This is a genomic window from Streptomyces sp. NPDC003300 (assembly GCF_040610915.1).
In the GTDB taxonomy this organism is placed as follows: domain Bacteria; phylum Actinomycetota; class Actinomycetes; order Streptomycetales; family Streptomycetaceae; genus Actinacidiphila.
Window position 1 is genome coordinate 121,417 of sequence record NZ_JBEXNE010000014.1, and the last position, 12,493, is coordinate 133,909.

At 69.3% G+C, this 12,493-nt stretch carries 13 protein-coding genes; 10 read left to right on the top strand and 3 right to left on the bottom strand.

Translation table 11 applies throughout. The annotated features are described in order from the left end of the window. Positions 1-4: 4 nt before the first annotated feature. On the bottom strand, positions 5-622 hold the full coding sequence (locus tag ABZX65_RS21345) for a DUF461 domain-containing protein (RefSeq protein ID WP_355342083.1): 618 nt from the start codon (positions 620-622) through the stop codon (positions 5-7). 544 nt (positions 623-1,166) lie between these two features. Between ABZX65_RS21345 and ABZX65_RS21350 the strand changes: the two genes are divergently transcribed. From ABZX65_RS21350 to ABZX65_RS21395, 10 genes are all read left to right on the top strand, one after another. Then, a complete protein-coding gene (locus ABZX65_RS21350) occupies positions 1,167-1,649 on the top strand; it encodes a CarD family transcriptional regulator (RefSeq protein WP_033174074.1) in 483 nt (160 codons plus the stop codon). Between the two features lie 322 nt (positions 1,650-1,971). Beyond that, positions 1,972-2,703, top strand: a complete 732-nt coding sequence (gene ispD / locus ABZX65_RS21355; RefSeq protein WP_355342355.1) for a 2-C-methyl-D-erythritol 4-phosphate cytidylyltransferase — start codon at positions 1,972-1,974, stop codon at positions 2,701-2,703. After that, positions 2,693-3,313, top strand: a complete 621-nt coding sequence (gene ispF / locus ABZX65_RS21360; RefSeq protein ID WP_355342087.1) for a 2-C-methyl-D-erythritol 2,4-cyclodiphosphate synthase — start codon at positions 2,693-2,695, stop codon at positions 3,311-3,313. The genes ispD and ispF overlap by 11 nt, the downstream gene beginning before the upstream one ends. 97 nt (positions 3,314-3,410) lie before the next feature. Further along, positions 3,411-3,800 (top strand): PPOX class F420-dependent oxidoreductase, encoded by a 390-nt coding sequence (locus tag ABZX65_RS21365; protein WP_355342090.1) that lies wholly within the window; start codon positions 3,411-3,413, stop codon positions 3,798-3,800. A gap of 150 nt (positions 3,801-3,950) precedes the next feature. Then, positions 3,951-5,342, top strand: coding sequence for a cysteine--tRNA ligase (gene cysS / locus ABZX65_RS21370; RefSeq protein WP_355342093.1), 1,392 nt, complete (start codon positions 3,951-3,953; stop codon positions 5,340-5,342). 176 nt (positions 5,343-5,518) lie between these two features. Next, the gene (gene rlmB / locus ABZX65_RS21375) at positions 5,519-6,478 is read left to right on the top strand and encodes a 23S rRNA (guanosine(2251)-2'-O)-methyltransferase RlmB (protein WP_355342096.1); all 960 of its coding nucleotides are present in this window, start codon (positions 5,519-5,521) and stop codon (positions 6,476-6,478) included. 278 nt (positions 6,479-6,756) lie between these two features. Further along, the gene (locus tag ABZX65_RS21380; RefSeq protein WP_355342099.1) at positions 6,757-8,406 is read left to right on the top strand and encodes a DoxX family protein; all 1,650 of its coding nucleotides are present in this window, start codon (positions 6,757-6,759) and stop codon (positions 8,404-8,406) included. A 295-nt stretch (positions 8,407-8,701) separates the two neighbouring features. Further along, positions 8,702-8,956 (top strand): type II toxin-antitoxin system VapB family antitoxin, encoded by a 255-nt coding sequence (locus ABZX65_RS21385; RefSeq protein WP_355342102.1) that lies wholly within the window; start codon positions 8,702-8,704, stop codon positions 8,954-8,956. Then, positions 8,956-9,375: a PIN domain nuclease gene (locus ABZX65_RS21390; RefSeq protein ID WP_355342105.1), complete on the top strand. Its 420-nt coding sequence runs from the start codon at positions 8,956-8,958 to the stop codon at positions 9,373-9,375. Before ABZX65_RS21385 ends, ABZX65_RS21390 begins: the two co-directional genes overlap by 1 nt. A 373-nt stretch (positions 9,376-9,748) precedes the next feature. After that, a complete protein-coding gene (locus ABZX65_RS21395; protein ID WP_355342108.1) occupies positions 9,749-10,675 on the top strand; it encodes a phosphorothioated DNA-binding restriction endonuclease in 927 nt (308 codons plus the stop codon). 69 nt (positions 10,676-10,744) lie between these two features. Here ABZX65_RS21395 and ABZX65_RS21400 read toward each other — a convergent pair whose 3' ends face one another. Further along, entirely contained in the window at positions 10,745-11,881 is a 1,137-nt protein-coding gene (locus ABZX65_RS21400) for a hypothetical protein (RefSeq protein ID WP_355342111.1), read from the bottom strand. Between the two features lies 1 nt (position 11,882). Beyond that, positions 11,883-12,386 (bottom strand): DUF4365 domain-containing protein, encoded by a 504-nt coding sequence (locus ABZX65_RS21405; protein WP_355342114.1) that lies wholly within the window; start codon positions 12,384-12,386, stop codon positions 11,883-11,885. Between the last annotated feature and the right edge of the window lie 107 nt (positions 12,387-12,493).

Consider the following 12,493-nt stretch of genomic DNA (forward strand, 5'->3'; position numbering starts at 1 on the left):
GACCTCAGGAGGTCGGGGTGGCGGTGCCCGTCGGGGTCGCGGTGTCCGTCGGCGTGGCCGAGCCGGTGGGCGTGGCAGAACCGGTCGGCGTGGTGCTCGGCGTCGGCGCCTGGGTGGTCGGCAGCGAGCTGGGACCGAACTGCTGGTAGTCGCCGGTGGCCGGGATCACGTTGAGCTGGATCGCGACGGGCCCGGAGGAGCTGAACTCGAACACGGCGTTCTGCACGTCGCCGTCCCGCAGCGCCTCGGTGCCGCTGTCCACGACGGCGGACGGGTTGCCCTTGCCGCCGAGGAGTACGGTGCCGTGGCCGGGGACGCTGACGGTCTGGCCGCCGTCCTTGTCCGCGAGCGTGACCCTGGTCGAGCCGAGCTGGACGGACTGGAGGGTCTGGGCGTCGTCGCCGTTGTTGAACAGGCGCGCGGAGACCGTCGCGGGTCCGTTGCCGGCGCTCTGGGTGAGCACCACGGCGTTCTGTACCTTGATCACGCCGTGAGTCACGGAGTCGCTGTCCGGTTGGACCTTCAGGGTCTGCGCGTCGTTCCCGGCCGCGCAGGCGGCGAGCGGGGCGAGCGAGAGCGCGAAAACGGCGGCGAGGGCGCCGCGACGGAAGCTGCGGACCACGGCGGCGGCATCTCCTAGATCAGGTTCGGAAGATCTTCCAGCGGCCTTAGATTACCGAGCCGTTGACGCGCCCGCGCACCGGGTGGCCCCTGGGAGCCCGGCTCACCCGCGCGGTTCACCCGCCCGGTGGCGGGCCGGGCGCGCGTACCCATTGCATTCCGCATTCCCCCGACGTGATTACCCGACGTCGTTCATGATCGGCGCGGCCGGTTTTCCGCGAGTGTTCCGCCGTTGTTCCACGACTGTGCAAAATTGGATCATCTGCGGGCAGGTTCCCGAACGGAGTAGCGATGATCCACTCGTCCGGGAGCGACAAATAGGGACGTACTGCCCCTTGTTCGGCGGCGGTAGAGCCTGTAACGGCGGCGTTTCAGCCTCCCCGTATACCTGCTCCCACCTGCGGATACCTCGCGCGGGAGGCATGCTCCAGCACGTCCCGGGGGCCGTTGTCAAGCCCTGAGATATGCTCTGACCTGCGAAAACGCCATTCAGATGAGGGCGTTCCCGTGTTACCCTGGATAGCCACGGAAGGGGTACCTGTCACATGACGTTCAAGGTTGGCGACACCGTGGTCTATCCCCATCACGGGGCCGCGCTGATCGAGGCAATCGAAATTCGCCAGATCAAAGGCGTGGACAAGACCTACTTGGTGCTCAAGGTCGCCCAGGGCGACTTGACGGTACGTGTGCCCGCGGACAATGCGGAGTTCGTCGGCGTACGCGACGTGGTCGGTCAGGAGGGTCTGGACCGGGTCTTCGAGGTGCTGCGCGCGCCGTACACCGAGGAGCCCACCAACTGGTCCCGGCGATACAAGGCAAATCTGGAGAAGCTCGCTTCCGGCGATGTCATCAAGGTCGCAGAAGTGGTCCGCGACCTGTGGCGTCGTGAGCGCGAGCGCGGCCTGTCGGCCGGCGAGAAGCGCATGCTCGCCAAGGCCCGGCAGATCCTGGTCAGCGAACTCGCTCTGGCGGAGAACACCAACGAGGACAAGGCCGAGGCGCTGCTCGACGAGGTTCTCGCGTCCTAAGATCCTCGCGCGCGCCCACCACGTGCCATCGAGGTTCTCGTTTCTCGTCTCAATCGGCGTGGCCACGCCGACCGTGACGTACGGCGACGCACTGCCCCCGGAAACACCACCCGAGGGAATTACCGCGGCACCCGGTCGGGCATGACGACCGGGTGCTGCGGCATGCTTGTGCCCGCGTACGGAGACATACGGCCGGAGACATACGGCACCGCTCACCAGGCGGTACCGGGCGTGGCACATCCCCGCGGACTTCACGGAAGGGGTCCGCGGTGAGCGCTTGCCCGGCACTGTCCCCAACCTCGGCTGGGGGTACTCCCAGGCGATACCCACCTCATACAAGGACACAAACCTGCGTACCGCAGCAGTCATTCCCGCCGCCGGCCGTGGACTTCGGCTCGGCCCCGGCGCGCCCAAGGCCCTGCGCACCCTCGGCGGGGTGCCCATCCTGGTGCACGCCGTCCGCGCGATGGCCCGCGCCCGCGCCGTCGACGTGATCGTGGTCGTCGCCCCGCCCGAGGGCGTCCCCGCGGTCAGGGCGCTGCTCGACGCCCACGGCCTGCCCGAGTCCACCGACATACGGGTCGTCCCCGGCGGTGACGTACGGCAGGAGTCGGTACGGCTCGGCCTCGCCGCGCTCCCCGACGACGTGGACGTCGTCCTCGTGCACGACGCGGCCCGCCCGCTGGTGCCGGTGGAGACCGTGGACGGCGTGGTCGAGGCGGTACGCGGCGGCGCCCCCGCCGTCGTCCCCGCGCTGCCGCTGGCCGACACCGTCAAGAGCGTCGACGCGGTCACCCATCTGGTCACCGGCACCCCGGAGCGCGCCCTGCTGCGCGCCGTCCAGACCCCGCAGGGCTTCGACCGCGGCACGCTCGCCAAGGCGCACGCCACCGTCACCCGCGATGTCACCGACGACGCGAGCATGGTCGAACAGCTCGGCGTACCGGTGCTGGTCGTGCCGGGCCACGAAGAGGCGTTCAAGGTCACCCGCCCGCTGGACCTCGTACTCGCCGAGGCCGTACTCGCCCGCAGGAGGGCCACCGATGGCTACTGACGGCCCGCTCGGGCACGGGGTGTCCGGGTCCGATCTGCCCGGCGGCGATCCGTCCGGGTCCGGTCTGCCCGGCGGCGGCCTGTCCGCGCCCGGTCTGCCCGGCTCCGGCCTGCCGCCCGGCTACGTGCTTCCCCAGGTCGGCATCGGCACCGACATCCACGCCTTCGAGGAAGGGCGCGAGCTGTGGTGCGCCGGACTCCTCTGGGAGGGGGAGGGGCCGGGGCTCGCCGGGCACTCCGACGCCGACGTCGTCGCCCACGCGGCCTGCAACGCCCTGTTCTCCGCCGCCGGGCTCGGTGACCTCGGCGCCCACTTCGGCACCGACCGGCCCGAGTGGGCGGGCGCCTCCGGGACCGCCCTGCTCACCGAGGCCGCCCGGATCGTGCGCGACGCGGGCTTCGTCATCGGCAACGTGGCGGTCCAGGTCGTCGGCAAGCGCCCCAAGATCGGCCGCCGCCGCGACGAGGCCCAGAAGGTCCTGACCTCGGCGGTCGGCGCCCCCGTCTCGGTGAGCGCCGCCACCAGCGACGGCCTGGGCTTCCCCGGCCGCGGCGACGGCCTCGCCGCCGTCGCGACGGCACTGGTGGTCCGCGCTCACCCGCACGAGTGAGCGAGGAAAACCCACGGGCGGGTGAGGGAATTCTCCGCCCGTCCGGCACGTTGCGTAGCCGGAAGATCACCGCCCCGGCATGTGAAAGGACCCGCTCATGGCCGCCCTCCCGGACTCCGCCCGCGCCCTGATCGACGGCAAGAATTTCGCGACCATCGCCACCCTCCAGCCCGACGGCCAGGCCCAGTTGTCCGTCGTGTGGGTGACGCGTGACGGTGACGACGTGCTCGTCTCCACCAAGGAGGGCCGTCGCAAGCACCTCAATCTGCTCAAGGACCCCCGCACCACCGTGCTGGTGACCCCGGTCGACAACCCGTACAAGTACCTGGAGATCCGGGGCACGGCGACCCTCACCCGTGAGGGCGGCGACGACCTGATCAACGCGCTGAGCCGGAAGTACACCGGTGAGGAGTACGGCAACGACGAGCCCGGGGACGTGCGTGTCGTCGTACGGGTGAGCGCGGACCGGATCGTCGAGCACGGCTGAGCCGCGCGGGGCCGCCGTCCGTACGGCCGGGCCGCCGTCCAGCCGGGCGGGGCCGGGGCGCGGGGGTCGCCGTACAGCCGATTGTCACCGTTGTGTGTGCCCTGTGTCAGACCGCACAAGGCACCCGCTCCGGGCCACTACCCTTGTGGAGTGACTATTCGCCTGTACGACACCAACGCGCGCCAGGTCCGTGACTTCGTCCCGCTCACGCCGGGCTGCGTCTCGATCTACCTGTGTGGCGCCACCGTGCAGGCGGCCCCGCACATCGGGCACATCAGGTCCGGGCTCAACTTTGACATCATCCAGCGCTGGTTCCGCTACCGCGGCTACGACGTCACGTTCATCCGCAATGTGACGGACATCGACGACAAGATCCTCGCCAAGGAGGCCGACCAGGGCCGCCCGTGGTGGGCGATCGGGTACGAGAACGAGCGCGCCTTCACCGCGGGCTACGACGCGCTGGGCTGCCAGCCGCCCACGTACGAGCCGCGCGCCACCGGCCACGTACCGGAGATGATCGAGATGATGCGCGGCCTCATCGAGCGCGGGCACGCGTACGAGGCCGACGGGAACGTGTACTTCGACGTGCGCTCGTTCCCCGAGTACCTGGAGCTGTCCAACCAGGAGCTGGACAATCTGCGCCAGCCCGAGGGCGAGGGCGAGACCGGCAAGCGGGACCAGCGGGACTTCGCGATGTGGAAGTCGACCAAGCCCGGCGAGCCGTCGTGGGAGACGCCGTGGGGCCGCGGCCGTCCCGGCTGGCACCTGGAGTGCTCGGCGATGGCCCACAAGTACCTGGGCAGCGTCTTCGACATCCACGGCGGCGGGATCGACCTGATCTTCCCGCACCACGACAACGAGATCGCGCAGGCCAAGGCGTACGGCGACGAGTTCGCCCGCTACTGGGTGCACAACGCCTGGGTCACCATGAGCGGCGAGAAGATGAGCAAGTCGCTCGGCAACTCGGTGCTGGTCTCCGAGATGGTGCAGCGCTGGCGGCCGATCGTGCTGCGCTACTACCTGGGCACCCCGCACTACCGGTCGATGATCGAGTACAGCGAGGAGGCGCTGCGCGAGGCGGAGTCCGCCTTCGCGCGGATCGAGGGCTTCGTGCAGCGGGTCATCGAGAAAGCCGGGCCGGTCGAGCCCGCCGCCGAGGTGCCGCCCGCCTTCGCCGAGGCGATGGACGACGACCTGGGAGTGCCGCAGGCGCTCGCCGTGATCCACACCACCGTCCGGCAGGGCAACAGCGCGCTGACGGCGGACGACAAGGAGACCGCGGTCGCGCGTCTGGCCGAGGTCCGTGCGATGCTCGGAGTGCTGGGCCTCGACCCGCTCGACGCGCACTGGACGGGCGCCGACCGCGGCGACGACCTGCACGGCGTCGTGGACTCCCTGGTCCGGCTGGTCCTCGAACAGCGGCAGTCGGCCCGCGCCCGCAAGGACTACGCGACCGCCGACGCGATCCGCGACCAGCTCGTACAGGCGGGTCTGGAGATCGAGGACACACCGACGGGTTCGCGCTGGACGCTGCGCGGCTGACCGATCCCGCGGCCGACCGCCTCAGCGGCCGACTGCCTCCGTGGCGGACCGCCTCCTGGCGGATCGCCTCCGCGGCCCCGGCCGACGGGCCCGACCCGTCGACCCGACCCGACCCGTATATCCGTACGCCGGACCCATGTCCGGCGAGCATGACCGAAGCGAAGTGAGAGTGCCCCATGGCCGGGAACAGCCAGCGCAGGAACCGCCGTACATCCAACAAAAAGGGCGCCACGGTCGGCAGCGGCGGGCAGCGGCGCAGGGGCCTTGAGGGCAAGGGCCCGACGCCGCCCGCGGAGGCGCGCAAGGGCCACAAGAAGAACCGCGTCGCCAACGCGGCGGCCAAGCGGGCCGTCTCCTCGCAGTCCCGGCGCCCGTCGGGCCGCGGCTCCAAGTCGACCTCCGAGCTGGTCGTCGGCCGCAATCCGGTGGTGGAGGCGCTGCGCGCCGACATCCCGGCCACAGCTGTGTACGTCCAGCAGTTCATCGAGAACGACGACCGGGTACGGGAGGCGCTGCGGCTGGCCACCGACCGCGGCGTACCGCTGCTCGAAGCCCCGCGCCCCGAGCTCGACCGGCTCACCGCGGGCCTGAACCACCAGGGCCTGGTGCTCCAGATCCCGCCGTACGAGTACGCGCACCCGGACGATCTGGCCGCCGCCGCGCACGACGCGGGCGAGGACCCGCTGATCGTCGCGCTCGACGGTGTCACCGACCCCCGTAACCTCGGCGCCGTCGTCCGCTCGGTGGCGGCCTTCGGCGGGCACGGCGTCGTCGTGCCCGAGCGGCGCGCGGCCGGGATGACGGCCGGTGCGTGGAAGACGTCCGCGGGTACGGCGGCGCGGGTGTCGGTGGCGCGCGCCACCAACCTCACCCGCACCCTGGAGTCGTACCAGAAGGCCGGGCTCACCGTCGTCGGCCTGGCCGCGGACGGCGACCTCGAACTGCACGAGCTGGACGCCCTGTCGGGGCCCGTCGTCATCGTCGCGGGCAGCGAGGGCAAGGGGCTGTCGCGGCTCGTCAGCGAGACGTGTGACCTGCTGGTGCGGATTCCGATGCCGGGCGGCGCGGCGGAGTCGCTGAACGCCGGTGTGGCGGCGGGTGTTGTGCTGTACGAGGCGTCGCGGCGCAGGGCCTGAGCGGTGGTTGTGGCGCCGGGGTCGTGGCGCCGGGCCTGAGCTGTGGTCGTGGCGCCGGGGCTGTGGCGCCGCGTCTGTGGCGGGTCGTGGCACCGGGTCGTGGCGCCGGGCCTGAAAAGCTTGCGCGGCGCAGGCTCTGAGCCGCCCTGTGACCCTTCCTGAGGCGTTCTCGGACGCGTCTTCGAATCGTCATCGCCGGGGCGCTGACCGGGCGTTGACGGGTCTCGGACATCGTGGGGGCGCGGAGGCAGTGTCCTAAACGTCCGTCACTCGGTTAGATGAGTGTGGACACCAGAACACCCCGCACTCCTACGGGGGGAGGGTTGCCCGGCTTCGACGAGCCCGCTCCGTTGAGCATGGCCAGGGTGCCGAGCGATCCCGCCCAGGTCATCGTCAATCACGCGAGCTTCCGGGTGCAGCTCGGCGCGACCCCGGGCCGTGCCCTCAGCCTCGACGACACCGCGCAGATCCCCGTCGTGACGCAAGCGCGGCCCGGCGCGGCCGGGCGGCGGAAGCTGTCGCCGGTGGTGTGGTCGGGCCGCTCCACGCCGGGCGACCCGGCGGCCGGGGAACTGCTCCAGGCGGTCCGCCGCGCGGGCGTGGCCGGCGGCGCGAACTCCTCCGGCGCGGCCACCCAGGTGCTGCCGCGGATCGACGACACCACGGCGGCGCCCCCCGTGCCGACCGTCGTGGGCCAGCGCGGCGCGCAGTCCCCGACCGGCCTGCTCAGCGGCGTACGCCCGGCGACCGGCGCGTACGACGAGGGCGCGGACGGCGGTTCCGACGAGCAGCGGGTGGGCTACGTCGGCGACTCCTCGTCCGTCGACGGCGCCGAGCGCAGGCCGCGTACCCGCAACGGCGAACCGGCCAAGCACGCCTGGTACCCCGACCGCCGGATGAACCTCGGCATCGTGCTGCTCCCGCTGCGGATCTTCCTCGGCTTCGTGTCGATCTACGCGGGCATGGGCAAGCTCTGCGACCCCGTCTACTTCGACGGCGGCAAGCGCGGCTCGATGGTCACCTGGCTCAACTCCCTGCACCCGTGGGCCCTCGCGGAGCCGCTGCGCGACGCCGCGCTCAACCACCCGGTGGGCGCTGGCCTGAGCATCGCCTTCCTCCAGGTGGTCGTCGGCGTTCTGACCGTCTGCGGTCTGTGGCAGCGTGTCGCGGCCTTCTTCGGCGCGGGCCTGTCGATCGCGCTGCTGGTGACGGTGAGCTGGCGGACGGTCCCGGTGTACGACGCCCCGGACTTCATCTACCTCGCCGCGTGGAGCCCGCTGATCATCGCGGGCGCGCCGGTGTACTCCATCGACGGTCACCTCGCAGGGGACGCCTGGCGGCGGCTCGGCCCGCGCGTCACGGTGTGGGACCTGCGCCGCCGGGTGCTGCGGCGCGGCACGGTGCTCGCCACCGTGATCGCCGGTCTGACGCTGCTGATCGGCTCGGTGCTCGGCGCCGCCGTCCGCGCGTCCAGCACGCACGACGACAGGCCGCAGCGGCCGACGGTCATCCCGACCAACAATCTGCCCGGCTCCCCGCTGCCCGAGGTCTCGGGCGGCAGCGGGCCGCAGGGCGCGTCGCCGAAGCCGTCGGCGTCCCCGAAGTCCAAGAAGAAGGGCGAGGACAAGAAGAAGGCCAAGGGGCAGCCGACGTCCAAGGCGCCGACGTCCTCGTCGTCCACGTCCTCCTCGTCGACCGGCGGCGGCCACTCCGCGGGCTCCCGCCCGACCAGCGGCTCGACGTCCTCCTCCAGCGGCGGTTCCTCCGGCGGGACTTCGCAGGCCCCGCCGCCCGCCCCGCCCTCCCAGCCGGAGGCTCCCGCCCCGTCCGCCCCGGCCCCCAAGCCCACCCAGGGCGCCATCGGCGGCCTCCTCGGCCTCCACGTCCTCGGAGACCCCTCCGCTCCGTCCCCCACCCGCACCTCCTGACCCTTCCCCACCCCCAGGACCGCGCCCCCGCCCCAGAGGGCGCGGTCCTCACGCCACGCCGATCCCCCCGGGGCCCGAGCCTGCCCGCCTTCCCGCTGGCCGCCCTGCAGCCAGAACGACGGCGGGCCCACTCGGCGGCGCAATGGCTGAGCGTCGGCAAGCGCTCCGGATTCGCCCGGCAAGCCGACCCTTGGTTCGAGGCGTGCCATGATGACGACCGAGACAAAACGATATCGACTTCCCATGATCAGCGGTATCGTTCTAGTCGGACTAGCCGCTGAGGAGGGTCACCGACATGGCCAGAACCGTGATCGACCTCGATGAAGATATGGTCGCCGAGGCGATGCGCATCTTCGACACCAAGACGAAGGCGAAGGCCGTTCGCCTGGCGATGGAAGACGCCGTCAAGCGGCATCTGCGGCAGGAATTCTTCGACGCCATGGACGCCGGCGAAATCGACTTCAGCGAGATCGTCGAGAGCACCGGTCCCCGCAACGCCGACGGCTCCCTCAAGCACGACGGCGATCGGGACGGGGGCCGCGCCGCCTGATGCAGGACCGCTACCTGATCGACAAGTCCGCTCTCGCACGCTGGACGAAACCGAGCGTCAGAGAAGTGCTCAAGCCCCTTCACGAGCGCTACCTACTCGCCGTGTGCCAGCCCACCGAGTACGAGATGATCCACTCCGCGCGGGACGGTTCGGAGGCAACACGGATCAGTACCTGGCTGCACGCCTTCGACTATCACCACAGCAATGACGACACCTTCACCCGCGCGTTGGAGGTCCAGCGCCACGCGCTGAACGCGGGTTTCCATCGGGCTCTGTCCCTTCCGGACCTCCTTGTCGCCGCCACCGCTGAGCTGAACCGGCTGACGGTCCTCCACTACGACGGCGACTTCGACATGATCACCTCCCTCACCGGCCAGCCCGCTGAATGGGTCGTCCCGTCCGGCAGCGCCGACCGCTGACCGCCGGTGTGAGGACGCCGTGCGCGCAGCGATCGGCCGAGGATCACTCAAGCCGGCGCCCGGGGCGATGTGTGCCGAATGCGTGCCGGACGGGAAGGGCCCCGGCCGCCCCCTCGGGCGGCCGGGCCCCTGACCAGCACAAGCAAAGAGCCCCCTGTCGGATTCGAACCGACGACCTTCGCTTACAAGCGCGACAGAGATCATGATCCCGAATAGCTGACCATGTCGCGTGGTGCTGGCCCGGCTGGTCAGCGCCATGCGGTGGGTTGCACCGTCCAGCTCCGGATGGCCTGTCTCGGGGCATCCGCTCACGCAATGCTCACGCAGTGCTCACGCATCCGCAGTTGGATTCCGGGGATGAAAGTATGTCCATGTGACAGGTGACGAACTGCTGAGCACGCTGAAGAAACTCCGGCGTGCCCAGGTGAACGGTGGCCGGGCCCCGCACAAGCCGCTGCTCGTGCTGTGGCTGCTTGGTCGGTTCGCCGCTACGGGCACCACGGTGGTCACGTACGACGAGGCCGAGGAGCCCGTCAGCCGGATGATCAACGACTTCGGGCCGCCGATGGCCAGCGTGTCGCGGGCCAAGTCACGGGCGGCTATGCCGTTCGTCCACCTGGAGCGCGAGCTGTGGGACCTGCGGGACCGGGACGGAAACCCCATCGGCCCGGACGCCCAGGAGAGCGGCAGCGCCCTGCGCGACCGAGGTGTCCACGGCCGATTGCACCCGCACATCGACCGTCTGTTGGCCGACACGGGCACGCTGGCGGCAGCAGTTCGGCTCTTGCTGGAGCAGCATTTCACGCCTGCTCTGGAGACCCCGATCTGCGACGCCGCCGACCTGGACCTTCAGGCACTTGAAGACGTAGCTCACAATCCATCGGCAAAGAAGCGGCCCCGCCGGACCGGATTCGCGGAGGAGGTGCTGCGCGCTTACGCGTACGCCTGCGCCTTCTGCGGATTCGACGGCGCTCTTGGCCGCAACCCCGTCGGACTAGAGGCCGCGCACATCCGTTGGCGCAGCCAGAACGGCCCCGATGAACTAAGTAACGGCCTGGCCCTGTGCTCCCTTCACCACACCCTGTTCGATATAGGCGTCCTTGGTCTTACCCCCAGCCTGTCCATCCAGGTCTCCCAGGCGTACGTGACCCGTAGCGCGGCGGGTCGCACCGTCGACACCCTGCATGGTCAGAACATCACCACGTCCCGCCCCGGACGCCCCGCCGTGAATCCAAAGCACATCGTGTGGCACGGTCGTCAGGTCTTCAAACGCCCCGCGGCGCACTCCTCAGTCAGCTAGGAAAGCAAAGGCGTCGAAGGCTTCCCGGGGGGAGGTCAGGGACGACCAGGACAAGAGGTCACGAAGGCCCTACAACTCGGGCCCGAGGGAGGGGTCCGGGCCGAAATCAGTGACCTGCATGGTGGCTTGACCACCCGGAGGGCTGCTGAGAACCCCTCGGACGCGCACAGGGATGCCTGCATCGTGGCACCGGACAGCCTCGTGGTAGGAGACGTCAGGGAGATCAATCCACACAGACCTGGCGCGACGGTGTATGACCGTCTTGACACCCACCCGCCCAGTTTCGTCATCGGGCTCTCGACTGAGATTGGTGACGATGCCATAGACAATGTGCTCGCGGGTGTAGAGCCTGGTCTTGAGATGGTCGGATACCCGGTTCACGACTTCGATGGCGGCGTGATTGAACTCCACGTGGGGTGAGGACCCAGGGGGCGGTGCCGCCACCCTTGACCAGTTGAAAGTCACATCCAGAGCATCGACTGATTCCGTGCTGACCACTTTACTGAGCGCCTGGCACAACTCATACGAGACACCTTCACCGACTGAGTCGGAAATCTCGCTCGTCGTGGGTTCTCGCTCGGCGCTGGCCATCTCCTCCAATACGCCAAGTGCGCGAGACATCGTGGCAGTTACGCGCCGGTCGAACAGTGTTTCCTCGACTTGGATATCAATCTGTTCCTGCCCTGGGGCATAAACGTCTTCGGAAGACCGGGCCTGACTGATGATCGGCACAATGTACGATCCCCGACGGGTTTGACCGAGCCGCACTTCACGGGCCTGATCACGTGCCCGTGCGGGGAAATTACGGAAGTGGCCCTGTCTGCGGATGGTCGCTGCGGCCGATGCCACGCGCAGCCGCTTGGCGGAGATGAACATCTCATAGCCGGCCTCCAGCGGAATTGAGCCGTCCGCCATCGAGGGGTGTGAGGCTCGGAGGTCGGTTACATCGTGGTAGACCGTCGCGATGGCGTCGTGGACCGCAGATTCATGACGGGTCTCGATCCGGGAGAGGTCGCGGAGCAGGATACGGGACCTCTTCGGGAAGTCCGGTGCGCCCGGCTTCATGGGGATCAGGACGACCTCCTCCGCCGGACCGGGAAGGCTCCACAGCTCGGCAAGGTCACCGCCGGAGACTGGCGTCCAGCCGGTCACCTTGAGATAACTGCGGACCTGCTCAGGACCGAACTCCAACTCGTTGTGCGCCATGTCAGAGCAACCCCCGGGCGGCACCGGTGGTCATGCGCCGCGCTGCGTCGAACATACTGCCCATGGCCTTCACCGTGAGCTGCTGAAAGTCGGGCAGGCGGACAACCGTTGAGACGGTGCCGCGTGCCGTCCCTAAGTCCTGAAGTGAAGCCCAGTAACCATGACAAGACAGAACGATGGATTCCGACTGATGAGTTACCCACCGGCCGATGTCCGGTGGCACGATCAGTAAGGCAAGGTGGCCTGGGGCTGAACGTTCCGGATCTCGCAGTTTGTCGTAGGTCTCGATATCGAGGTCGAAACTATAGCCACCGCGGACAGTACGCGGATTCTGTGTGCATTTGAGTTGAATATCAACCATCAGGCCGCGCGACCTCAGGGTGACGTCAACGCCATCCTTGTCGACGTTCCAGTCGCATATCGTATAGCCGCCCTGTGCTGCAAGGGCGTGCACGTACGCGCGGCTGACCTGTTCCTTCTGCCAACTGGTCGCCTCTAACGCCACTGGCCCCCCTCCCCGTCGCGTGATCGCCAGGATAGGGGGAACGACGTATAGGGGAATAGTGCATACCAAGAACCCAGTGCAGCGATCGGCGTGGGACTGGATTGCAA